Genomic DNA, 22,801 nt, shown 5'->3' on the forward strand with positions numbered 1-22,801 from the left:
ATGCTGGCCTCGATCCTTGCATCCGGTCTCGCGGCGGGCGCGATCTACGCGCTCGTCGGCGTCACCTACAACACGATGTTCTCGACCTCGCGGGTGATGAGCTTCACCGCCGGCCAGCTGGCGATGCTGGGCGGCGTGTTTGGCTCGATGTTCACGCTGAAGCTCGGCCTGCCTATTGCCGTCGGCTTCGTGCTGACGCTGCTCTGCTGCGCGGTGATCGGAATCATCACGGAATTCGTCGCGGTGCGGCCGGTGCTCAAGAGCCTCGACCAGCATCTCTACGTGCTCTCGACCCTCGCGGTCGCGCTGATGATCCAGCAAATCACCGCGATCAAATGGGGCACCGAGCCGCAGCCGTTCCCGCGCATCGCGGGATTCGGCGAGGGCGTTTGGGACGAGAAATTCTGGCTGCCGGTCCTCGCCTGCGCCGTCACCATCATCGGCCTTGAATATCTCTACCGCCGCACCCTGGTCGGCCGCGCGTTCCTTGCCATCGCCGAGGATAATTTTGCGGCGCGGGCGCTCGGCCTGCCGGAGCGCAATCTGCGGGTCGCGAGCTATGCGCTTGCCGGCGTGGTCGGCGGCATCGCCGGATTTTCCGGCGGGCAGTTGCTGCTCGCCTTCTTCGCCAACGGAGCGCTGCTCAATTTCTACGGCTTCGTGCCGGTGGCGCTGGGCGGGCTCGGCAATAACAGAGGCGCGATCATCGGCGGGCTGGCGCTCGGCCTGTTCCAGCAGGCGGCGAACTTCCTGGTCGGCGGCATCTTCTCCTCGGTCGCGGTGTTCACGCTGTTCATCGTGGTACTGCTCGCCGCGCCGCAAGGGCTGTTCGGCGCATCGACCGCGCGGAGGGTGTGATGACGTCGGTCGTGGCCACTCCGCCCCGAGCCGACAGCGGCGTGTGGCGCGCCGCGCTGCCGCACGTCCTGCCGTTCCTCGGCATTCTGGTGGCGGCGGTGCTGCTGCCGTTTGTCAGCAACGATTACTGGGTGCTGATCGGCACCCGCATGGCGATCTACTGGGTGCTGGTGTCGGGCCTCAATCTGGTGGTCGGCTTCGCCGGTCACCTTGCGATCGGCTATGTCGCCCTGCTGACGCTCGGCGCCTACACGACGAGCGTGCTGGTTGCCGGCAACGTGATGCCGGCGATTCCGGTGTTCGTCGCCTTGCCGATCGCCGGCCTGATCGGCGCGATCTTCGGCGTGGTCGTCGGCCTGCCGGCCCTGCGCCTGCGCACCTTCTACTTCGCCATGTCGACGCTTGGCTTTGCAACCATCGTGACCCAGATCGCGCTGGCCTGGCAGAGCGTGACCGGCGGCGGCATTGGCATTGCAGGTCCGGAATTCCCGCCGCCGTTCAATACGCCGTGGGGCTTCTACGCCCTCTGCATCGCCTTCGCCGCGCTGACCACCTGGATGAGCGCCAATGTCGCGCGCAGCCGGTTCGGCCGCGCGCTGATCGCGGTGCGCGACGCCGAGGTCGCCGCTGAGGCCAGCGGCATCTCCAAGCCGAAAATGCTGATCGCGATCTTCCTGTTCGCCGGCGCGCTGGCGGCGATCGCCGGCGGATTGTTCGCGACCCTGCAGACCTACATCACGCCCGATGCGTTCACTTTCGATCTCTCGGTGCTGTTCTTCATCGCGATCCTGATCGGCGGCCGCGGCTCGATCCTCGGGCCCATGCTCGGCACCATCATCCTGACCATCCTGCCCGAGATCGCGGCGCCACTCGCGGCGTGGTCGACCTTCCTCTACGCGGTGCTGCTGCTCGTGATCGTGCTGGTGATGCCCGGTGGCATCGCGGCGCTGCTCGATTTCCGCAACCGCCGGCCGCTCGCCAGCAACCGCGCCATCGTTCCGCGTCCCGCTGCACTCGCCGACATCGTGCGCCGCAGGGACGGCGGCAAGACGCTGCAGCTGCGCGGCATCGCGCTGAGCTTCGGCAATGTGAAGGCGATCGATGGTCTCGATCTCGATATTGCGCCCGGCGCGATCCACGGGCTGATCGGACCGAACGGCAGCGGCAAGACCACGACGCTCAACGTGATCTCGGGCTATTATGCCGCCAAAGCCGGCACCATGACGCTTGGCGGCGAAGTCCTGGCCGCGGGCCAGCCGGTCAAGCGCGCCGCGTGCGGCATCGCACGCACCTTCCAGACGCCGCGCGTGATCGGCGAAGCCTCGGTGCTGGAGAACGTCATGATCGGCGGCTCGATCGAGGGCCGGGCCAATTTCGTCGAGGCGATGCTCGCACTGCCGCGCAACGGCGCCGACGAGCGTCTGCTCGCGGCAAAGGCGCACGCGCTGCTCGGCGTCGTCGGCCTCGAGGCGCTCGCCGACATACGCGCCGATCGCCTGCAGCACAGCGAATTGCGCTTCATCGAGATCGCGCGGGCGCTGATGCTCGATCCGGACTTCCTGCTGCTCGATGAGCCCGCCGCGGGTCTCTCCAATGACGAGATCGAGCGGCTCGCCAGCCTGATCAAGGCGGTCTGCGGCCGCGGTACCGGTGTGCTGCTGGTCGAACACCATGCCGATCTGATCTTCGATATCTGCCACCAGGTCACCGTGCTCAATCTGGGCCGGACGCTGGCGGCGGGAACCCCGGCGGAGATCCGCATCCACAAGGAGGTCGTCAGTGCCTATCTCGGCGGCTGAACCGTTGCTCGCGGTCAATGGGCTGCAGTCCGGCTACGGCAAGATCCGTGTGCTGCACGGTATCGACATCAGGATTGCCACCGGCGAGGTCGTGGCGCTGCTCGGGCCCAACGGTGCCGGCAAGACCACGCTGCTGCGCGCGATGTCCGGACTGTTGCCCGTCACTGCCGGACAGGTCCGGTTCGGCGACCGCGACATGACCAACGCCACGCCGCGCGATGCCGCGCGTGCCGGGCTCGTGCATGTGATCGAGGGACATCGCGTGTTCACGCAGATCTCGGTGACCGACAATTTGCTGCTCGCCGGCTATGACCTGCCGCGCGCCGAGCGCGCCGTGCGCATCGAGGAGGCATTGGCGTTCTTTCCCGAAATCGCCGAGAAGCGGCATGAACGCGGCGGCGCGCTGTCGGGCGGGCAGCAGCAGATGCTGACGGTGGCGCAGGGCCTGGTTCGCCGGCCGCGGTTGTTGATGCTCGACGAGCCGTCCGCGGGACTGTCGCCGGTGCTGGTCGATCGCGTCCTCAACGTCATCGGCCGGCTGCGCGAGCAGGGTACCTCCGTGCTGCTGGTTGAGCAGCTCTTGGAGAAGGCGCTCGCCTGTGCCGATCGCGTCTACGCGCTGGTGCAGGGTGCGATCGCGCTGGAGGCGCCGACTGGAGAGAGCGACCTCGCGCATCGGCTCGAGCGCGCCTATTTCGGCCATGAGAGCCACGCGTTGCAGATCTAGCCAATGCAACCTGTGTGCTCGACGCCAACGGCCACGCAACTTGTGATCGGATGGGGCGTCGACTGCCGTTGTGGCGCAATCTGCACGTGCGTCATAAAATGGCACGACAGGTGCAGGCGGCTTTGCTAAGCTTCACAGCGATGCCCGATTGTGGATGTTTGTCGCGTTGTTTTTAAGACTTGTTGCGGTTGCCTGCGTCTGCAGCTCTCTTCAAGAGGCCTACGATGCAATGTTTGCGTTGCGGTTGTCAGAACAGGGCGACCAATGAGTATTGCGAAGGGTGCGGGGCCTCTCTCGGAATTACGTGTGAAGCTTGCGGCCACCTGAACGGATCAAGCAGCCGCTTTTGCGGAAAGTGCGGCGCTGCGTTGGCGACGGCGATTGACGCGACCAGGGTTCAGCCGTCGCACGAGCATGCGCTGAGGAGCCTGCATGCCAAGGGTGGGGAGCGGAAGCGCCTCACGATCCTTTTCGCTGATATCAGCAACTCGACGGGCATCATCGATAGCCTCGGAGATCCCGAGCTGGGCATGCGCCGCTTGCAGCCGGTGCTCGACCTGATGAACGAGGCGGTTCACCGCTACGGCGGCGTCGTCAACAAGGCCCAGGGCGACGGCGTCATGGCGATGTTCGGCGCCCCGCAGCCTCATGAGGATCACGCCGTTCGGGGCTGTCTCGCGGCGTTGGCGATGCAGGATGACGTCAAGCGGCTGCATGACGTCGATATGCAAATCCGCGTCGGCGTCCACACCGGTGAGGTCGTCTTCCAGGCCATCGAGCACGGCATCTATCAAACCTATGACGCCGCGGGCGCGAACGTGCACCTCGCCAGTCGACTGGAGCACCTTGCCGAGCCCGGCACCATTCTGGTCTCGAGGGAAACCTACGCTGTCGCGAAGCAGTTCGTGGAGGTGGAGTCGCTTGGCGAGCAGGCCATTCGGGGGCTCGCGGCTCCCGTCGAGGTGCTCAGGCTGAGGGGCCTTCAGCATGCGCCGTCGAGCGGTGTGTTCCGGACCGGACGACGGTTGAGTCCCTTGACCGGCCGCGCCGACGAGTTTGCGGCGCTGACAGCTGAACTCGAGAACACCCGCAAGGGAGATGGCCGGGTGATCGGTGTCGTTGGCGAAGCCGGCATTGGAAAGAGTCGCCTTTGCTTCGAATTTGCCGAGAGTTGTCGCAGCAAGGGCATCCGCGTCTTCGAGGCGCGTGTGCTCGCGCACGGCCGCGCAACGCCGTTTCAGCCGGTGCTGGCGCTGCTTCGGGATATTTTCGGCCTTCGCATCAAGGAGGAAGCGCCGGACGTTTTGCGCCGCCGTGTCTTCGACCGCTTGGCGGCAATGCCGGTCTCCGATCATCTGGCACCCGTGCTGCTGGAATTCCTCGGTCTGGCGGACCCGCGCCAGCCCGCGCCGAAACTGGATCCCAAGGCCCGCAAGGCCCAATTGCTCGATTTCGTCGGCGAACTGGTACGCGCCGCACCTCGTGACAATGTGACGGTCGTCCTGATCGACGATCTGCACTGGATCGATCCGGCGAGCGAGGAGTTCGTCGAGGCCCTTGCCGACGCCGTGGTCGGAACCACGACGATGCTGCTGGTCAATTTCAGGGCCGGATTGAGCGCGCCGCTGATGCAGCGGTCGCATTACCGGCAGATCAATATGGCTCCGCTTGGGCCCGCGGAGGCGCAATCGATCTTGCGCGATCATTTTGGTACCGACCCGTCGCTGGCGCTGTTGAGCCGGAACATCGTCGAGCGCGCGCACGGCAATCCGTTCTTCCTGGAAGAGCTCATGAGCGCCCTCGTCGAGCGCGGCGACTTCGAGGGCGCGAAGGGCGCGTACCGGCTGAAGGGCGGCATCGACACAATTCCGCTTCCGACGACCGTGCAGGCCGTGGTCGCGGCGCGCATCGATCGCCTCGACGAACACGCCAAAAGAGCCCTCGAGGTCGCTTCGGTTGCCGGGCGCGAGATTTCGTTGTCGGTACTCGATGCCGTTGCCGGTCTGGCGAAGGCCGAGCTGCTGGAAGCCGTGGGACATTTGCGACGCGCCGAATTGCTCTACGACGTACCTCCCTTCGAGCAGCGGCTGATCGCGTTTCGTCATCCGCTGATCCAGGAAGTCGCTTATCTGTCGCTGTTGCACGAACGGCGCCGCGAGCTTCACGCGGCCGTCGCGCAGGCGATCGAGAAGCTGTTCAAGGATCGCGCCGAGGAACGGGCGTCGCTTCTCGCCTACCACTGGGAGCATGCCGGCGAACATTTGAAGGCGGCGCAGCAGCACATGCGTGCGGCGGTTTGGGTCGGCGCGAACGATCCCAGTCAGGCCTTGCGAAGCTGGAAGAAGGTGCGTGAACTGCTGACGCACCAGCCCCCATCGCAAATGACCGACTATCTGAAGATGATGGCCTGTGGCCAGATCGTGAATTTCGGCTGGCGCGAGGGAATTTCCGCCGCCGATGCGCAGGTCTATTTCGAGGAAGCCCGCGGCCTCGCGCTCGCGATGGGGGATCTGCGCGCCAACACGCTGATTCACGCTGCCTACGGCCGGATTTTGGCGAATGGCGGCTCGGCCGACGAATATGTCGAGCGGGTGCTGGAAGCCAAGGCGCTTGCCGACACCGGCACCGACACCAGTGTCCAGGTCACGCTGAAGGCCATTCTCTGCCACGCTCTCCGGCTCTCGGGACGGATGTCGGAGGCGCTGCAGATGAACATGGAGGCGGCCGCGCGCGCCTCGGAGATCGTGAAGTCGGACCGGGAGACGCTTGGATTCGACGTCGAGGTCTGGTTGACCGCCATGCGCGGGCAGACGCTCGTGATGCTGGGGCGCGGGTCCGAGGCCCGGCCGCTGCTCGATCGCGTGCTGCAACTGGATGGCAGCCAGGTCGATGCCATTCACTATGTCATTCCGAGCCTCGCCTATGTCGACCTCGCCTGGTCCGAAGGCGACGTCGGACTGGCCCAGCACCACGCCGATCGCGCCTTCTCGCTCGCGGTCAAGAGCGGCAATCCGTATTTGCGCGTCTACGCTCAGGCCAGCCGCGGCCTGTCCCATATGGTGGCAGGTCGGATCACATCATCGATCGAGGACCTGACGGCCGCGCTCGACTTCGCGCGAACCCGCAAGGCCGGCCTCGAAAACGAAGCACGGATTCTCGCCGATCTGGCGAACGCGTATCGGCAGAAGGGAGATGCGGCGGCGGCGTTGTCCGCCGTCGACGAGGCGATTGCGGTTGCGGTTAAGCGGCACGCGCGCATTCCGGAATGCCTTGCCCGATCGGTTCGCGCCGATCTGCTGTTGCGCTCCGGGCGCGGCGATGAGGCCGAGGAGGGCACGAAGGAACTGGATCGCGCGACCGCGCTGCTTCACGAGACCGGCGCAATGATCTTCGCGCCCTTTGTCGGTGGCGCGGGAAAGACGGTCAAAGCTAGTCGAAGTTCGAACGAAGCCAATAATATTTGAGTTGCGAGCGAAAATTGTTCTGATCCCATTCGGATGATCTCATGTTGTTCGCGAATATGACGGGTGAACCGGTCGGCAAAGGAATCGCCCGCACGCGCAGGGACGCGCTCCTTTGCGACATCCTGGCCGATTTCAGGCGTGCGTTTTCCGATCTGCTTTTCGAGCTCGACGAAGGCAGCGCAACCGTCAATGCTCAGGCCTTCATTCGTGGCAACGACCGCGTCGTGCGGATCTATGGCGGACTGGCTTACCACGCGGCGATGAACGCGGATGGCCTGGTTTTCGCTCTGCTTCACGAGGTCGGACATCATCTATCGAAAGGCGGCCGGCTCGCCGCCAATTCCGAGCTCGGTTGCGAGTGCGCGGCGGACCGCTGGATTCTCGCCAAGGGCGCAGCCCGGCTACGCAAGCAGACCGGGCGCACGCTCTCGATTGAGCGCGCGGTATCGAGCATCGAGCAATTGACTGCGCTTGCCGCCTGCGGCCTGGGAGCTCGCAAGCGCGGTCCAAGCGTGTGCTGGGCCGATCATTGGCCGAGGCGCAAACATGTACTGGTTCGACCGGAAGCCGCGGCGCCAATTCCGCGGTGCTATCTGTCCAGGTTTTTACGACTGAATCAAATTGCACAAAGGGAGACGACAAATGGGTGCGCTACTTCCCGTCGGCAGCGGTCCCGACGCTGAAATCGTGGATAGGCTGAATGAGCTCTTCAGCGGCAAGGATCTGGCTACTCTTCGCAAGCACAACAAGAAGGAAAAGCTGTTTGATCCGAGCCACAGGTTACGGCGCGTGGCGTTCCGCATCGGTGCCTATCCGAGCAAGGATTACGGGAAGGATGATGCCAAGCGGAAATGGTTCTTCTTTCTCCATCATGTGCTGCCTCAGGAGACGCAAGAGGCGATTAAGAAGATCCTGGGCGACGCGATGACCCGAACCGCGATCAAGGCGGTGAAGTTCTCGGTCGAGGAAAACAGCGTGGTGACTCATCCGCATCTGTTTCCGAGCAACAACGAGCCACTCGCGAACTACCTGAATGGGGCCGGTACCGCCTATCTTGTCCATCTGGTCGTGCAAGGGCCGATGGATGACAGCGCCGAAGATCCGCCAGGCGACAACGACCCGGACAGCGGTGAACAGCCGATCGCCTGGCCCGAGCTTTCGCTCCGCAGGCCAACGTTCAGGCGCGCCAAATCAGGCGGCGGGAAGGGCGCCGGCAAGAAGAAAGCCGTCAGCAAGAAGAAGGCAGCCAAAAAGGCGGCCAAGCGTCCGCGCAAGCGTTGACGACGCGATCATAGCGGTTGATTGTGGCGGCAAGGGTCGACGGATGCGTCGGCCCTTCTGTCTCCAGGTCGTCCTGAAATCTGGCTGGTGGCAGCGCCTGCTGCCGGCTGCCCAAAGTCCGCTACGGCGCCGGTCCAGCCTGTTCCGTTGCGGATGGAATGCTGCGTCCGATGCGACTTCCCTTTTTCTACGGCTGGATCATCGTCGCGGTGACCTTCGTCACCATGGCGATCGGCGTCAACGCGCGTACGGCGTTCTCGCTGTTCTATCCGCCGATCATCTCGGAATTCGGCTGGGAGCGCGGCATCACGGCGGGCGCCTTCTCGTTCGGCTTTGTCGCCTCGGCGATCGCAAGTCCGCTGATCGGCCGGTTGATGGACCGCGGCGGTCCGCGCGCGGTGATGGAGCTTGGCGTGCTCTTGATGGGTTCGGGTCTGCTGCTGGCGCCGCTGACCACGCAGCCCTGGCACCTCTATCTCACGATCGGCGTGCTGGTCGGCGCTGGCAGCGTCTGCCTCGGCTATTCCGGACAATCGTTGTTCGTGCCGAACTGGTTCCTCCGCCGCCGCGGACTTGCGATCGGGCTCGCCTTCGCCGGCGTCGGCATCGGCTCGGTGACGCTGCTGCCGTGGGTGCAGCACATGATCGAGCACACCGGCTGGCGCACCGCCTGCACCGCAATGGGGATCGTGGTGCTGGTCGTGCTGGCGCCGATCAATCTCTTGCTGCACAAGCGGCCGGAGGACATCGGCCTGCAGCCCGACGGCGATGCCGCGCCGACGGCGACGTCAGCCAGGCCGGCATCGAATATAGTCGACCCCGTGTGGGCCGGCACCGACTGGACGCTGTCGCGTGCGCTGCGCACCGCGCGGTTCTGGTGGATCGCGATCGGTTATTTCTGCGGCCTGTACATCTGGTACGCGGTGCAGGTGCATCAGACCAAATTCCTGCTCGACATCGGCTTCAGCTCTAATGTCGGGGTCTGGGCGCTTGGGGTCGTCAGCCTGCTCGGCATTCCCGGCCAGATCTGGCTCGGGCATCTCTCCGATCGCATCGGCCGCGAATGGGTGTGGGCGATCTCCTGCTTCGGCTTCGTGATCTGCTTCGCCGCGCTCGCCGCCTTGAAATACTGGCCCAACATGACGCTGATCTATCTCATGGTCTTCACCCAGGGCGCGCTCGGCTACGGCCTGACATCCGTGATGGGCCCGGTCGTGCTGGAGATCTTCCAGGGCAAGCATTACGGCAGCATCTTCGGCACCGTGATGCTGGCTGCGCTCGCCGGCGGCGCTGCGGGCCCCTGGATCACCGGCCAGCTCTATGATCTCTCGGGCAGCTATACCAGCGCCTTCCTGCTCGGGATCGCCGTCAGCCTGCTGTCGGCATTTGCGATCTGGCAGGCCTCGCCCCGCAAGGTCCGCGCCGTCGCCGGACAGATGCACAAGGTCGCAAGCGCGGCCTGACGCGTCAGGCCGCCGAAACGCCGATCGCGCGCTGCAGGTCGGTGATCGCGCGCAGGCAGCTGTCGGCGGGGGTGGTTTCCGGATCGATCAGGCGGTGCAGGCGGAAACCATCTTCCAGCGCCAGCACGATCGCTCCGGTCCAATCCGGATCGAGTCTGCCGTTCCGGCCGCTGTTCTTCTGCGCAGTCGTGACAATGTCGGCGATCAGCTTGCGCCGCGCGCGCAGACGCTTGGCGAGCTCGGGCCGGCGCTTCTCGGCGCGCGCCACGAACAGGATCATCTCCATGTGCAGGAGAGGGGAGCGGCCGAGCGGATCCTGCCGGCTGCGATCCATGGTGCGCAGCGCCTCAAGGAAGTCGGCCAGGTTGCTGTGCCGGGCGAGCAAGTCGAGATTGCGCCGGATCGATTGCTCGACGTGATCCTCGAGCATCGCGAAGATCAGCTCGTCCTTGCTCTTGAAGTTCGAATAGAAGGCGCCGCGGGAGAAGCCCGCCGCGGCCGCGATCGCCTCGATGCTGGCGCCGCCGATGCCCTGTTCCTCGAACACCCGCGCCGCCGCCTCGAACAGCTTCTCGCAGGTGTCGTCCCGTGTCGGTCTGGTTCGAACCCTTGACATCGGCGCATTTTAGGGCAGAATGCAACTCGATACAAGAGTGTATCGAGTTGCATTCGACAGAACCAGAACAGCCGCATCCGTGATGATGCGGTCTTGAGGATGACACCAGGGCACGCCAGGCTTTAAGGCCCAGGCGTAGCGTGCGAACGAGGTCACCATGAACGAGCAAGTTCAGCCGGCGAGCGGCGAGCCGCTTTTCAATCCACTGGCGCCTGAATTCATTCGCAATCCCTATCCGTATTACGAGCGGCTGCGCCGCCTCGATCCGATGCATGTCAATGTGCACGGCGCTTTCGTCGCCAGCCGGCACGCCGAGGCGAGCCTCGTGCTGCGCGACAAGCGGTTCGGCAAGGATTTTGCCGAGCGCTCGATCCGCCGCTACGGTCCGAAGATCATGGACGAGCCGGTCTTCCGCAGCATGAGCCACTGGATGCTGCAGCAAGATCCGCCCGACCACACCCGCCTGCGCGGCCTTGTCGTCAAGGCCTTCACCGCGCGGCGCGTCGAGGACATGCGGCCGCGCATCCAGCACGTCGTCGACGAGACGCTGGATCGCATCATTCCGCAAGGCAAGATGGACCTGATCGAGGATTTCGCGTTCCGCCTGCCGGTCACCATCATCTGCGACATGCTCGGCATCCCCGAGGAACACCGCGAGGCCTTCTACAACGGTTCGCGCGATGGCGGCCGCATCCTCGAGCCGGTGCCGCTGACCCCCGAGGAAATCAAGCAGGGCAACGCCGCCAATGCGATGGCGGCGATGTATTTCCATCAGCTGTTCGAGCTGCGCCGCAAGCAACCCGGCGACGACCTCACCACCCAGCTGGTGCAGGCCGAAGAGGACGGCCAGAAGCTCACCAACGAGGAACTGACCGGCAACATCATCCTGCTGTTCGGCGCCGGCCACGAGACGACCGTGAACCTGATCGGCAACGGCCTGCTGGCGCTGTTCCGCAACCCGGACCAACTCGCGCTGCTGAAGGCCAATCCCGGCCTGATCACCAATGCGATCGAGGAGTTCCTGCGTTACGATTCCTCGGTGCAGCTGACCGGCCGTGTCGCGCTGGAGGACATCGACGACCTCGGTGGCAAGCGCATCCCGAAGGGCGAGAGCGTGCTGTGCCTCCTGGGCTCGGCCAATCACGACGAGGCTGTCTACCCCGATCACCCCGAAAGGCTCGACATCCGGCGGCCGAACGTCAAGCCGCTGTCGTTCGGCGGCGGCATCCATTTCTGCCTCGGCGCCCAGCTGGCGCGGATCGAGGCCGAGATCGCGATCTCGACACTGCTGCGCCGGATTCCCGACCTGCGGCTCGATGACGCGGAAAATCCGGAGTGGCGGCCGACCTTCGTGCTGCGCGGGCTGAAGCGGCTGCCGGCGAGCTGGTGACGTTCCCGCAGGTCAGCGATCCGCGGCGGGGCCGGCACACGCACGCTTGAACGGGAAATCAACCATCTGTCCAGAGTCCCAGCAGTAAACCGGCTGTGACTTCGCCGTACTTGTCTCTATATTTGGGTTGCTCCGGCCAGAGGTTGGCAAAGGGTTCAGCATGAGGAGGCTGCCCCGGAGCTGGCTCAAAGGGAGACACCGTGCAGACGACGCTGCTCGGCCTGGCAATTGCCTTCATTCTTGCACTGGTCGCGGCGCTGGTCGGTCCATATTTCGTTGACTGGAACCAGTTCCGGCCGCAGTTCGAGGCGGAGGCGTCCAAGATCATCGGCGTGCCGATTCGCGTCGCCGGCAATCTCGACGCGCGGCTGCTGCCGGCACCCTCGCTGCGGTTGAAGACGGTCACCGTCGGCGGCGCCAACGACCTCCGCAAGATTCGGGCTGCCAATCTCGACGTCGAACTCAGCCTGAGCTCGCTGATGCGCGGCGAGTGGCGCGCGAACGAGCTCACCATCAACGGCGTGTCGCTCGATCTCGGTCTGGACCCGAAAGGGCGGATCGACTGGTCGCCGTCGAGCGGGAGCTTCAACCTCGCTTCGCTGGCGATCGACCGGCTCAACCTGACCGGCCGCATCGCGCTGCATGATGCAGCGAGCCGCAGCACGCTCGAGCTCAACGACATTGCCTTCAGTGGCGACGTCCGCTCGCTTGCCGGCGCGATCCGGGGTGACGGCAATTTCATGTTCGACGGCAACCGCTACCCGTTTCGGGTCTCCTCGGGGCAGAGCGCCGATGGCAGCGGCACTCGCCTGCACTTCAGCATCGATCCCGGGCAGCGGCCGGTGTCGGCCGATCTCGACGGCATCCTGACATTCGAGGCCCGCGCGCCGCGGTTCGAGGGCACGCTGACGCTGGCGGGTGCGCCCGGTCAGCGCGGCGGCGATGCGCCGCCATGGCGGATCGCGGCCAAGGTGAAATCGGATTATTCGGCGGCGCGGCTCGACCAGATCGACGTGAGCTATGGCGCCGAGGATCGTGCGCTGAAGCTCGCCGGCAATGGCGATCTGCGTTTCGGTGCGTCGCCGCTGCTGCGCGCCTCGCTTACGGCGCGGCAGCTCGACGGCGACAAGTTCGCCGCCAAGGATAGCAGCAATGGCAATGTCGAGCCGGTCCGCGTGCTGCCGGCGATGCGCGCGGTGTTGTCGGGTCTTCCGCAAAGCCCGATACCGGCGCAGGTGGAGCTGGCATCCGAGCAGATCATGCTCGGCGGCCGTCCATTGCAGGACATCTCGGCGGAGCTGCGATCGGATGCGAAATCATGGACGGTGCGCCGGCTGGAATTTCGCGCGCCGGGATCCACGCGGGTCTCGATGAGCGGTGCCAGCGCGCAAGCTGGAGCGGCGAACAGCTTCAAGACCGCGCTCAACATCGAATCGTCCGATCCCGACGCGCTGATGACCTGGCTGCAGGGGCGCGGCGACGCCACCTATCGCAGCCAGAGGCCGCTGCGTTTGCGTGGCGACGTCATGGTGTCACCATCGGGCTTTTCGATCGATGCGATGAAGGCGGAGATCGAAAGCGGCACGCTCGAGGGCCGCGTCGCGGTTACGTACCGCGAGGCAACCAGCGGCTCGAAGGTCGAGGCGCAGTTGAAGGCGGATCGGCTCGATCTCGACGCGACCGCGGCATTGATCCGCTCACTGGCCGGTCCGCAAGGCGAATGGCCCGACGAGGCGCAGCTGTCGCTCGACGTCGGGCGCGCGGTCTCTTCCGGGCAGGAATTGCGGCCGCTGCTGGCGAAGATCGCCTATAGCCCGAAGAACATCGTGCTCGAGCGCGTCAAGATCGGCCAGCCCGACAATGTCACGCTGGACGGCAGCGGCAATTTCGACCGCGCCAATTCGACCGGCAAGCTCGCGGTCGACGCGACCGCCGCGTCGCTTGGCCGGCTGACCGTTGTGGTTCAACCGTTCGCGCCGGCGCTGGCGGCGCGGCTTGGCGTGCTCCGCGCGGATGCCGGCCCGGTTCGCGCCAGGCTCGCGCTCGACCTCGGCAAGGGCAAGGCTACCGACCGCGTCAGCGCGCGCGCGACGCTCGATCTCGACACGCCGCAGCTCAAGGGCAATACGGTGATTTCGGTGACGCCACAGGTGGCCGCGATCCGTGCGCTGGATTTCGATGCACTTCGCCGCAACGAGGTTGCAGCGGAGACGAAATTCTCGGCCGGCGATGGCAACGCTTTGCTGGCGCTGCTTGGGCTTGACCATGCGGTCGCAGCCGGTGCCGGTTCGACGCAATTCGAGGGCACGGCGATCGGCGCGTGGGGCGCGCCGTTGCGGCTGAAGGCAAGGCTCTGGGGCGCAGGGCTCGACGCGGATGCCGAAGGGACCGCGGAGCCTTGGACCAAGGACGGGGCCAACGCGGGCAAATCGAGCATCAGCCTCCGCGTCCGCAGCGCCGACATCAGTCCGCTGCTCAGTCTGAAGCCAGCCGATCCGGTTGCAAACATCCGCCTGTCGTCGAAGCTCACGCTCGCGGGCGACAGGCTGACCTTCGACGATCTGGACAGCATCATCGCCGGTTCACGGCTGCGCGGTCATCTGGCGCTGACGCTCGCCGATCAGAAAAGCGTCGACGGCGAAGTCGGTCTCGATCAGATCACGCTGGCGCCGATTTTCGCGGCCGCGATCGGCGCGGCCGGTCACGATGCGACGGAGCCGCTCGGCCAGGGCCTCACAAGCGCCTGGCGCGGCAAGGTCACGTTCGAAGCGCTGCACGGTCTGCTGCCGGGGGGCGCCGAGCTGCAGCCGGTCAGCGGCACCATCAGGTCGGACGGGCAATCGCTGACCTTCGACGGCATCAAGGGCAAGATCGGCGGTGGCGAGGCGACCGCCACCATCGATGCGCGACAGGGCGCCAACGGACTTGCGCTCAGCGCCAATGTGCAGCTGTCCGGCATCGACAGTTCAGCCTTGCACTACCGCAGTCTCGCGATGCCCAAGGGACGCGCCTCGATGCAGATGACGCTGTTGACGCAGGGCCGCAGTGCCTCGGCGTTGACCGGCGCGCTGTCCGGCAGCGGCACCGTGACGCTGGAGGGGCTGAGCCTTCCGGGCCTCGATCCGCGCGCCTTCGAGGTTGCGATCCGCGCCAGCGATTCCGGGCAGGCGACCGACGACACGCGGCTGCGGCAGATCGTCGAACCGGTGCTCGCGAGCGGCGCGCTGTCGATTGCTTCGGCGCAAATCCCCTTCAACATCCGCGACGGCCGCCTCCGGGTCGGCGCCACCACGCTCGCGGCGAACGGTGCCAATGCGACCGTATCCGGCGGCTACGACATTCCGGCCGACCAGGCCGACATCCGCGCCGCCCTGGCATCGACGCAGGTCGGCACGGCCAACAGCCGACCGGAAATCCAGTTGCTTGCCGTGGGCACGCCCGACGGATTGTCGCGTAGCATCGACATTGCGGCGCTGTCGTCGTGGCTTGCGGTGCGCGCGATCGACCGGGAGACCAAGCGGCTCGACGCCATCGAGCGCGGCGAACCGGCGCCGCCGCCGACCCAAACGGCGCTTCCGCATCCGGCCGAGCCGGCGCCGGATGCATCCAACCCGAATTCGGCAGGCATGCCTTCCGCCAACTTGCCGGGGCCTGGTCCTGATCCGCGCCGCGTGCCGGCGAAGCCGAAGATCGTTGCGCCGCGGCCGCCGACTGTCCCGCCGGCCGCCACCGCGCCCGCCATTGCGCCGCCCGCATCGCTTGCGAGCCAGCCGCAGCTGGCGCCGCTGCCGCCGCCGATCGAGGTCAAGCCGGCGCCCGGCGCGGCCAGGCCAAAGCCGCTGCGGCCCCCGCTGTCGCTGACGCCGCAGGTCGCCAATCCACCGCAGCGGCCGGCGATGCAGAACTAAACGCGCTTTCAAGCGAAGTGGGCACCGGTTCGCGTCAAGACAGCGCGTCAAACGAAGCGCTGGCTCATGATCGGTGCTGGAGAATATTGATCAGCTTGCCGAAGGGATCGCGGACGAAGAAGCGCCGCACGCCCCACGGCTCGTCCGCCGGTCCGTATTCGATCGCGATGCAGGCTGCCTTCATTCGGCGCAGGGCCTCGTCGAGATCGTCAACCTCAATGGAGAGATCAGGCACCGGCGTGCCGGAGCCACCTTCGGAAGCGAAGCTGATTTGAGCCTGCATTGTTTCGGATGAGCCATAAGTCGCAACCCAACCGAAATCCATCAGTGGCTCGAGGCCAAGCACGTCGCGATAAAACGACTTCGCTGCCGCTGTGTCCGGTGCGGCAACGTTCGCGACGATCCGATTGACCTTCATGCTAAGCCCGCGCAGCGGAACGACCGTCTACTGGTGGCGACGGTCGGAGAGGGCCGTCAGGCCTGCTGACGCGTGTCAACCTGTTGCGGCCTGACATCCGTGGGCACCGCCGGCGTGGCGCGCGAGCGGAAGTAGTCGAGCACGAACAGCCGGATCGCGGAGGACAAATTGCCCTGCTGACGGTTGTTGTCGATCTCGCCGACCAACTCCGACAGCGTCATGTTCCGCAGACCGGAAATCTCCTTCATGCCATTCCAGAAGGCTTCTTCGAGGCTGACGCTGGTCTTGTGTCCGGCGACGACAATCGAGCGCTTGACGACGGGAGACTTCATGATGCGTCTCCATTTTCGATGCGGTGCTGATCGAGCACACGCGCGTTGCGCTCGCCGAGGAATTCGTCACGCGCTCGTTCGGATTTGGTGCGACCGAATAGCGCACGATTGGCTTCGGCCTGCTTCGCTGCTTGTTCGCGCTCACCGCGCTTCTTGAATCGTTTCAAGTTGACCACGTCGCCCATGCTCGTCGTCCTCATCGTCCCCAGAGCGGAATTGGTGATGCATCGTGACGAAAGCAAGAGCAATTGCGCTACGCGCCCGGCTCGATATCCATCCCGAATCCCCGTTTGATGCTCTGATAGCATCAAAGAATCCGTTTCGCTCTGCGAAAACTAGACGTCTGTACCATGCGCCAGCGCAGAGCTCATAGGTAACGCGCCTTAGTCTTTAGGCGTTATGATCCATAATTATATCACGCGCGCTGACCGTAATTATCCGGACAATGCGCGCCTCGCTTTAGCCCGGGTGTGTCATTTTGTCCGGCTGCACGAGGCGATCAAATTCATCCGCGGAAACAAATCCGAGCCGCAAAGCCTCTTCCTTCAGCGTCGTTCCGCGCGCATGCGCCGACTTGGCGACCTTGGCTGCGTTGTCGTAACCGATCTTCGGTGCGAGTGCGGTGACCAGCATCAGCGAGCGCTGCATCAGTTCGTTGATGCGCTTTTCGTCGGCGCGTATTCCGACAACGCAATGCTCGGTAAATGAGCGGACAACGTCAGACAGCAACTGAATGGAATTTATCATACAGTATGCCAACACAGGCTTGTACACGTTCAACTCGAAATGGCCCTGGCTGCCGGCGACGGTGATCGTGGTCTGATTGCCGAACACCTGGCAGCAGACCATGGTCATGGCTTCGCACTGGGTCGGATTGACCTTGCCCGGCATGATCGACGAGCCCGGCTCGTTCTCGGGCAGGATCAACTCGCCGAGGCCCGAGCGCGGGCCCGAGCCGAGCAAGCGGATATCGTTGGCGATCTTGAACAGGCCGGTCGCCACCGAGTTGATCGCGCCGTGCACCAGCACATAGGCGTCGTTGGAAGCCAGCGCCTCGAACTTGTTGGCCGCGCTGGTGAACGGCAGCTTGGTGATCTTGGCGACGTGGCGCGCGAAGGTTTTCGCAAATCGCGGCTTCGAGTTGAGGCCGGTGCCGACGGCGGTGCCGCCCTGCGCGAGCGGAAACAGATCCTTCACCGCGACGCGCAGCCGCGCGATGCCGCTCTCGACCTGCGCGGCGTAGCCGGAGAATTCCTGGCCGAGCGTCAGCGGCGTCGCATCCTGGGTGTGGGTGCGCCCGATCTTGACGATCTTGGCAAACGCCTTCTCCTTCTTGCGCAACGCGCGAAGCAGTTCGGTGAGTGCTGGAATCAGATCGGCGACGATGCGACTCGCTGCGGCGATATGCATCGCGGTCGGAAACGAGTCGTTCGACGACTGACTCATGTTGACGTGATCGTTCGGATGGATCGGCTTCTTGGTACCAAGCTCGCCGCCGAGCATCTGGTTGGCGCGGTTGGCGATCACCTCGTTCACGTTCATGTTGCTCTGCGTGCCCGAGCCGGTCTGCCAGACCACCAGCGGGAAATTGTCGTCGAGCTTGCCTTCGATCACTTCCTTCGCTGCGCGGATGATGGCGCCGGCGCGGCGCGCATCGAGCTGGCCGAGCTCGCGATTGGTCTCCGCGGCCGCAAGCTTCACGATGCCGAGTGCATGGACGATCGCGATCGGCATGCGGTCGTGGCCGATCTTGAAATTCTGTCGCGAGCGTTCGGTCTGCGCGCCCCAGTAGCGGTCGGCGGGAACGTCGATCGGACCGAAGCTGTCGGTCTCGCTGCGGGTCTTTGCCTTGGAGGGGATCGTCGATCGAGCCATCATGCTTTCCGTGGATGCTTGCCGTTGCGTCATCAAAACGTGGCCCGGCGCGGCAACGCGACAGCGTCCGCGTGAAGGGCACGTTCATGCAGAAGGTAGGCCGCGATGACGATTTGTCATCCCGATCCCGGCAAGCATCCTACAAGGTCGAGGCGTGATCTGCGCTTAGATTATTTCTTGCGGAAGCGGTCCAGCCGCACGACCTCGGCGCCTTCGCTGGGCTTCGCGGGCTCCTGCTCGGTCTCGGCGCTCTCGGTCTCGGCCGCTGCGTGGGCCGCAGGGGCGGGCAGGGGAGAGGCCGGTGCGGTGGCGGGAGGGGCTTCTTCGGACAGTGCGTCCGAGACATCGAAGCGCAAATCGAACGGCGCGGACGGATCGAGGAAGCGCGTCACCGCGGCGAACGGCACGGTCAGCCGCTCGGGAATCCCGCCGAACGACAGGCCGACCTCGAAGCGATCCTCGGTCACCACCAGATCCCAGAACTGGTGCTGCAGGATGATGGTCATCTCCTCCGGATACTGCGCGAGCAGCCGGGGCGACAGCTTCACGCCGTCGCCGTGCGACAGGAAGGTGATGTAGAAATGGTGCTCACCTGGCAGGCCATGTTCGGCGGCGTCGGACAACACCCGGCGCAGCACCCCGCGCAGCGCATCGCGCGCCAGCACGTCATATCGGATGTGATCGGTCGCCATGGTGATCCTGTCGCTTCGAAAATGCCCGCCGGGGCGGCGCCGGACCGTCCGACTCGCCCTTTTGCCATGCTACCCCGCCGGGCGCCGGAAATCAGCAGGGCTGGCCGCTGAAATGCGCGCGGACGCCCGATTGGGAAACAAGGGATAAAGTGGAGGCTTCTGTTGCCAGGTGCCTCCGAACCCCGCCTAGCGGAGCTTAACCCGCTAGGACTTTAAGATGGTCTTTCAAACTGCGTTACGCAGCCTGAGCAACCGGAGCAAAGTTGTCGTTGGCAACTATTGCATTGGCCCGATGTCGGCGGAACCATACCGAGAAAAAACACGCCCTTTACGCCCTCGTCGATCCTATTTCGCCCCCGCCGAAAGCCACCGCGACGGATGGATTTTGGTGGAGGCGCCGGGTACCGCCCCCGGGTCCGAATGGTTTATTGCGACGGTCATTTATTTCCATAGCCGGCGAACCGGCACCCCCAATATAGCGGCAAAGTCTTAGAAAAACAGAGCCGATTCAGGCCCTTTCGGCTGTAAAAACCCGCCGATTTGGGGTTGGCCAGGGTCTTGGCGCTGTCCCGGCGCCGTTCTAGGTTTCGTCCATGCCCCCGGATTCTCCGCCGGTTGCCGCCCCGGCACCGGATGCCTCCGCACCATCGCCGCCCCACCAGCCCGGCCTGCTCGAGCTGTTCCTGGCCTTTGCCAAGATGTCGCTGGCCGGCTTTGGCGGGGTTCTGGTCTGGGCCCGGCGCGCGATCGTCGAGCAGCACCGCTGGATGACCGCGGAGGAGTTCAACGAGACCTTCGCGCTGTGCCATTTCCTGCCAGGTCCGAACATCGTCAACCTGTCGGTCGTATTCGGCTCGCGCTTTCGCGGCATAGCCGGCGGGCTCGCGGCCTTCGCCGGGCTGGTCGGGCCGCCGATGGTGATCGCGACCATCCTTGCCGCGCTCTATGCCCGCTACGGCGACATCGACGTGCTGCGCCGGACGCTCGCCGGCGTCGCCTGCGCCGCGGTCGGGCTGCTGTTCGCCGTCGTCTTCAAGATGATGATGCCGCTCCTGAAGCGGCGCGATGTCACGGGCCTCGTCATTCTGGCTGCTGTTTTCGTCGCGATCGGACTGATCCGCTGGCCGCTCCAGATCGTGCTGCTGGTGGCGATCCCGCTCAGCATTGCGACGACGGTCCTGGCGCGCCGCATGGTGCGGGCATGAGCTCGGAGTCCAACCCGATCGCGGCGCTGGTCTGGACCTTCGGCCTGATGTCGCTGTTTGCGGTCGGCGGCGCCAATTCGGCGATTCCCGAAATGCACCGTGCCGCCGTCGACGTGCATCACTGGCTGACCGACAAGCAGTTCGCCGACGTATTCGCGATCTCGCAGCTCTCGCCGGGGCCGAACGTGCTGATCGTGACCTTGATAGGCTATTCTGTCGCAGGCGTCGCCGGGGCGTTGGCCGCGACGGTGGCGATGTGCGGACCGACCGCGCTGCTTGCCTATTGTGTGAGCCGTTTCCTCGATCGCTCGCGCGAGGCGCGCTGGCCGGCGATGATCCAGGCGGCACTGGTTCCGCTGTCGATCGGTCTGATGGCGGCCTCCGGCCTGATCGTGGCGCAGACCTCAGACCAAAGTTGGATCGCGGTCCTGATCACCATTGTCGCGGCCGCGCTTGCTTTTGCGACGCGGATCAACCCTTTGTGGATGTTGCTGGCCGGAGGCCTCTTGGGTTTCGCTGGCGTTATCTGACGAAAATCGCTAGCAAGGCTCTCGGTCAACGCACCACAAACCAAGCCATTCAATCAAAACGGGCGGGACAGCCCTGACGGGGGAAGCGAAGTCATGAGCGATACGCCGAGCGAGGCGCCGGTCAAATCGATCTTGCCGAAATGGGTGCGCGGTCCGCAGGATTTTGTCGGCGGGCTCGCCATGATGGCGGTTGCGCTGTTTGCCTTGTGGGCCTCGAGCGATTTGCAGGGCATGCACGGATTTTCGTTCGGCGCCGGAACCGCGCCGCGCATGTTCGCAGTGCTGCTGCTGTTGCTCGGCGGTGGTGTCGCGCTGATGGGAGTTCTGCAGAATGGCCCGCATATCGCGGCCTATTCCTGGCGCGGCCCGTTGTTCGTATCCGCCGCAATCGTGTTCTTCGCATTGGCGATCCGGCCACTCGGGCTTGTGGTCTCCGCCTTTGCCGCCTTCATGATCGCGGCGATGGGCTCGCAGGAGACGAAATTGGTCGAGGCCATCATTGTCGGCGCCTGTCTGACCCTCGGCTGCGCGCTGCTTTTCCCCTATGTGCTGGGACTTCCGATGCCGATGTTCCCGCGTTTCCTGATCCAGTGAGGGCCTGATGGAACTGTTTGCCAATCTCGCCCACGGTTTCGCGGTCGCATTCTCGCCGATCAACCTTCTGATGTGCCTGATCGGCGCACTGGTCGGCACGCTGGTCGGCGTGCTGCCGGGCATCGGCACCATCGCCACCGTCGCCATGCTGCTGCCGATCACCTTCGGCCTGCCGCCGGTCGGTGCGCTGATCATGCTCGCCGGCATCTATTACGGCGCGCAATATGGCGGCTCGACCACCTCGATCCTGGTCAATATTCCGGGCGAGGCGACCTCCGTCGTCACCGCGCTCGACGGCCACCAGATGGCCAAGCAGGGCCGCGCCGGTCCGGCTCTGGCGATCGCCGCGATCGGCTCGTTCTTCGCTGGCTGCGTCGCGACCGTGCTGATCGCCGTGCTCGGCGCGCCGCTGACCAAGCTCGCGCTGGCGTTCGGTCCGGCTGAATATTTCTCGCTGATGGTGCTCGGCCTGATCTTCGCGGTCGTGCTCGCCAAGGGCTCGGTGCTGAAGGCGATCGCGATGATCGTGTTCGGCCTGTTGCTGTCGATGGTCGGCTCCGACATCGAGACCGGCGCCTCGCGCATGGCCTTCAACATCCCCGAACTCGCCGACGGTCTCGGCTTTGCCACCGTGGCGATGGGTGTGTTCGGCTTCGCGGAGATCATCCGCAACCTCGACCACGGCGCCGAGATGAACCGCAACCTGGTGCAGCAGAAGATCACCGGCCTGATGCCGACCAGGAAGGACATCGCGGATTCAACGCCGGCGATCCTGCGCGGCACCGTGCTTGGCTCGATCCTCGGCATCCTGCCGGGCGGCGGCGCCGTGATCGCCTCGTTCGCGGCCTATACGCTGGAGAAGAAGCTGGCGAAGGATCCGAAGCGGTTCGGCCGCGGCGCGATCGAGGGCGTGGCGGCGCCGGAAAGCGCCAACAACGCCGCGGCGCAGACTTCGTTCATCCCGCTGCTCACGCTCGGCATCCCGCCGAACGCGGTGATGGCGCTGATGGTCGGTGCGATGACCATTCATGGTATCGTGCCGGGCCCGCAGGTGATGCAGAAGCAGCCCGATCTGGTCTGGGGCATGATCGCCTCGATGTGGATCGGCAATCTGATGCTGATCATCATCAACCTGCCGCTGGTGGGCATTTGGGTCCGTCTGCTGCGCGTGCCGTACCGGCTGATGTTCCCTTCGATCGTGGTGTTCTGCGCGATCGGCATCTATTCGGTGAACAACGCGCCGGTCGACGTCGTGCTCGCCGGCGTGTTTGGCCTCGTCGGCTATTGGCTGATCAAGCACGATTTCGAGCCGGCGCCGCTGCTGCTCGGCATGGTGCTGGGCCCGCTGATGGAGGAGAACCTGCGTCGCGCGCTGTTGATCTCGCGCGGCGACTGGAGCGTGTTCGTCTCGCGGCCGCTGTCGGCGGTGCTGCTGGCGATCGCGGCGGGTCTCCTGGTGCTTGCCGTGCTGCCGACGTTGCGTGCCAAGCGCGACGAAGTGTTCGTGGAGTCCGAGGGCTGAGCGAGCCGCCGGCCCTGCGTCGGCGCGCCGCAGGCGGAAGTCGAATCGACACTCGATGTCGTCCCGTGAAATGAAAATGCCGGCCGATTTGGCCGGCATTTTTATTGGTCAAACGTTCCGGGAGGAA

At 65.0% G+C, this 22,801-nt stretch carries 19 protein-coding genes and 1 other RNA gene; 13 read left to right on the forward strand and 7 right to left on the reverse strand.

All coding sequences use genetic code 11. The features are described 5' to 3' along the window. The 7 genes from J2R80_RS18620 to J2R80_RS18650 all read left to right on the forward strand — a co-directional run bounded on the left by J2R80_RS18620 (position 1) and on the right by J2R80_RS18650 (position 9,592). Entirely contained in the window at positions 1-858 is an 858-nt protein-coding gene (locus tag J2R80_RS18620; protein WP_038383339.1) for a branched-chain amino acid ABC transporter permease, read from the forward strand. After that, entirely contained in the window at positions 858-2,657 is a 1,800-nt protein-coding gene (locus J2R80_RS18625) for an ATP-binding cassette domain-containing protein (RefSeq protein WP_253639092.1), read from the forward strand. The genes J2R80_RS18620 and J2R80_RS18625 overlap by 1 nt, the downstream gene beginning before the upstream one ends. Continuing rightward, positions 2,638-3,384, forward strand: a complete 747-nt coding sequence (locus J2R80_RS18630; protein ID WP_253639093.1) for an ABC transporter ATP-binding protein — start codon at positions 2,638-2,640, stop codon at positions 3,382-3,384. The genes J2R80_RS18625 and J2R80_RS18630 overlap by 20 nt, the downstream gene beginning before the upstream one ends. 224 nt (positions 3,385-3,608) lie before the next feature. After that, complete coding sequence (locus J2R80_RS18635; protein ID WP_253639094.1) at positions 3,609-6,848, forward strand: adenylate/guanylate cyclase domain-containing protein; 3,240 nt, start codon at positions 3,609-3,611, stop codon at positions 6,846-6,848. 41 nt (positions 6,849-6,889) lie between these two features. Then, a complete protein-coding gene (locus J2R80_RS18640) occupies positions 6,890-7,531 on the forward strand; it encodes a hypothetical protein (protein ID WP_253639095.1) in 642 nt (213 codons plus the stop codon). Continuing rightward, complete coding sequence (locus J2R80_RS18645) at positions 7,491-8,129, forward strand: hypothetical protein (RefSeq protein WP_076824193.1); 639 nt, start codon at positions 7,491-7,493, stop codon at positions 8,127-8,129. The genes J2R80_RS18640 and J2R80_RS18645 overlap by 41 nt, the downstream gene beginning before the upstream one ends. 170 nt (positions 8,130-8,299) lie before the next feature. Then, positions 8,300-9,592, forward strand: coding sequence for an MFS transporter (locus tag J2R80_RS18650; RefSeq protein WP_253639096.1), 1,293 nt, complete (start codon positions 8,300-8,302; stop codon positions 9,590-9,592). A gap of 4 nt (positions 9,593-9,596) precedes the next feature. On the opposite strand, the gene J2R80_RS18655 is transcribed toward J2R80_RS18650, so the two are convergent. Continuing rightward, a complete protein-coding gene (locus J2R80_RS18655; protein ID WP_168857176.1) occupies positions 9,597-10,208 on the reverse strand; it encodes a TetR/AcrR family transcriptional regulator in 612 nt (203 codons plus the stop codon). Between the two features lie 157 nt (positions 10,209-10,365). Between J2R80_RS18655 and J2R80_RS18660 the strand changes: the two genes are divergently transcribed. Beyond that, complete coding sequence (locus J2R80_RS18660; protein ID WP_225643645.1) at positions 10,366-11,598, forward strand: cytochrome P450; 1,233 nt, start codon at positions 10,366-10,368, stop codon at positions 11,596-11,598. 200 nt (positions 11,599-11,798) lie between these two features. Continuing rightward, a complete protein-coding gene (locus tag J2R80_RS18665; RefSeq protein WP_253639097.1) occupies positions 11,799-15,506 on the forward strand; it encodes an AsmA-like C-terminal region-containing protein in 3,708 nt (1,235 codons plus the stop codon). 64 nt (positions 15,507-15,570) lie between these two features. Here the strand turns inward: J2R80_RS18665 and J2R80_RS18670 are convergent, their stop codons facing one another. The 6 genes from J2R80_RS18670 to ssrA all read right to left on the reverse strand — a co-directional run bounded on the left by J2R80_RS18670 (position 15,571) and on the right by ssrA (position 19,328). Further along, complete coding sequence (locus tag J2R80_RS18670) at positions 15,571-15,924, reverse strand: VOC family protein (protein WP_076824248.1); 354 nt, start codon at positions 15,922-15,924, stop codon at positions 15,571-15,573. Between the two features lie 56 nt (positions 15,925-15,980). Then, complete coding sequence (locus J2R80_RS18675) at positions 15,981-16,256, reverse strand: ribbon-helix-helix domain-containing protein (protein ID WP_024580116.1); 276 nt, start codon at positions 16,254-16,256, stop codon at positions 15,981-15,983. Then, positions 16,253-16,441, reverse strand: coding sequence for a DUF4169 family protein (locus J2R80_RS18680; protein ID WP_016841076.1), 189 nt, complete (start codon positions 16,439-16,441; stop codon positions 16,253-16,255). Before J2R80_RS18680 ends, J2R80_RS18675 begins: the two co-directional genes overlap by 4 nt. Positions 16,442-16,715: 274 nt before the next feature. Beyond that, positions 16,716-18,134: a class II fumarate hydratase gene (fumC, locus tag J2R80_RS18685; protein WP_194295303.1), complete on the reverse strand. Its 1,419-nt coding sequence runs from the start codon at positions 18,132-18,134 to the stop codon at positions 16,716-16,718. Between the two features lie 167 nt (positions 18,135-18,301). Continuing rightward, a complete protein-coding gene (locus tag J2R80_RS18690; protein WP_057015035.1) occupies positions 18,302-18,823 on the reverse strand; it encodes an SspB family protein in 522 nt (173 codons plus the stop codon). A gap of 148 nt (positions 18,824-18,971) precedes the next feature. Then, positions 18,972-19,328, reverse strand: a transfer-messenger RNA (tmRNA) gene (gene ssrA / locus J2R80_RS18695). 88 nt (positions 19,329-19,416) lie between these two features. Here ssrA and J2R80_RS18700 point away from each other — a divergent pair. The 4 genes from J2R80_RS18700 to J2R80_RS18715 all read left to right on the forward strand — a co-directional run bounded on the left by J2R80_RS18700 (position 19,417) and on the right by J2R80_RS18715 (position 22,674). Then, the gene (locus J2R80_RS18700; protein ID WP_057015036.1) at positions 19,417-20,028 is read left to right on the forward strand and encodes a chromate transporter; all 612 of its coding nucleotides are present in this window, start codon (positions 19,417-19,419) and stop codon (positions 20,026-20,028) included. Beyond that, entirely contained in the window at positions 20,025-20,558 is a 534-nt protein-coding gene (locus J2R80_RS18705) for a chromate transporter (RefSeq protein WP_253639098.1), read from the forward strand. The genes J2R80_RS18700 and J2R80_RS18705 overlap by 4 nt, the downstream gene beginning before the upstream one ends. Before the next feature lie 93 nt (positions 20,559-20,651). Next, the gene (locus tag J2R80_RS18710; RefSeq protein WP_057015038.1) at positions 20,652-21,152 is read left to right on the forward strand and encodes a tripartite tricarboxylate transporter TctB family protein; all 501 of its coding nucleotides are present in this window, start codon (positions 20,652-20,654) and stop codon (positions 21,150-21,152) included. 7 nt (positions 21,153-21,159) lie between these two features. Continuing rightward, a complete protein-coding gene (locus J2R80_RS18715) occupies positions 21,160-22,674 on the forward strand; it encodes a tripartite tricarboxylate transporter permease (RefSeq protein ID WP_018272999.1) in 1,515 nt (504 codons plus the stop codon). The last annotated feature ends 127 nt before the right edge of the window (positions 22,675-22,801 follow it).

This window comes from Bradyrhizobium sp. USDA 4541, from assembly GCF_024171085.1.
GTDB classification, from domain to species: Bacteria; Pseudomonadota; Alphaproteobacteria; order Rhizobiales; family Xanthobacteraceae; genus Bradyrhizobium; species Bradyrhizobium australafricanum.

Coding starts and splice junctions, on each gene's coding strand:
- J2R80_RS18620 (WP_038383339.1), top strand. CDS start 1: ATGCTGGCCTCGATCCTTGCATCCGGTCTCGCGGCGGGCGCGATCTAC.
- J2R80_RS18625 (WP_253639092.1), top strand. CDS start 858: ATGACGTCGGTCGTGGCCACTCCGCCCCGAGCCGACAGCGGCGTGTGG.
- J2R80_RS18635 (WP_253639094.1), top strand. CDS start 3,609: ATGCAATGTTTGCGTTGCGGTTGTCAGAACAGGGCGACCAATGAGTAT.
- J2R80_RS18640 (WP_253639095.1), top strand. CDS start 6,890: ATGTTGTTCGCGAATATGACGGGTGAACCGGTCGGCAAAGGAATCGCC.
- J2R80_RS18645 (WP_076824193.1), top strand. CDS start 7,491: ATGGGTGCGCTACTTCCCGTCGGCAGCGGTCCCGACGCTGAAATCGTG.
- J2R80_RS18650 (WP_253639096.1), top strand. CDS start 8,300: ATGCGACTTCCCTTTTTCTACGGCTGGATCATCGTCGCGGTGACCTTC.
- J2R80_RS18655 (WP_168857176.1), bottom strand. CDS start 10,208: ATGTCAAGGGTTCGAACCAGACCGACACGGGACGACACCTGCGAGAAG.
- J2R80_RS18660 (WP_225643645.1), top strand. CDS start 10,366: ATGAACGAGCAAGTTCAGCCGGCGAGCGGCGAGCCGCTTTTCAATCCA.
- J2R80_RS18670 (WP_076824248.1), bottom strand. CDS start 15,924: ATGAAGGTCAATCGGATCGTCGCGAACGTTGCCGCACCGGACACAGCG.
- J2R80_RS18675 (WP_024580116.1), bottom strand. CDS start 16,256: ATGAAGTCTCCCGTCGTCAAGCGCTCGATTGTCGTCGCCGGACACAAG.
- J2R80_RS18680 (WP_016841076.1), bottom strand. CDS start 16,441: ATGGGCGACGTGGTCAACTTGAAACGATTCAAGAAGCGCGGTGAGCGC.
- fumC (WP_194295303.1), bottom strand. CDS start 18,134: ATGATGGCTCGATCGACGATCCCCTCCAAGGCAAAGACCCGCAGCGAG.
- J2R80_RS18690 (WP_057015035.1), bottom strand. CDS start 18,823: ATGGCGACCGATCACATCCGATATGACGTGCTGGCGCGCGATGCGCTG.
- J2R80_RS18700 (WP_057015036.1), top strand. CDS start 19,417: ATGCCCCCGGATTCTCCGCCGGTTGCCGCCCCGGCACCGGATGCCTCC.
- J2R80_RS18705 (WP_253639098.1), top strand. CDS start 20,025: ATGAGCTCGGAGTCCAACCCGATCGCGGCGCTGGTCTGGACCTTCGGC.
- J2R80_RS18710 (WP_057015038.1), top strand. CDS start 20,652: ATGAGCGATACGCCGAGCGAGGCGCCGGTCAAATCGATCTTGCCGAAA.
- J2R80_RS18715 (WP_018272999.1), top strand. CDS start 21,160: ATGGAACTGTTTGCCAATCTCGCCCACGGTTTCGCGGTCGCATTCTCG.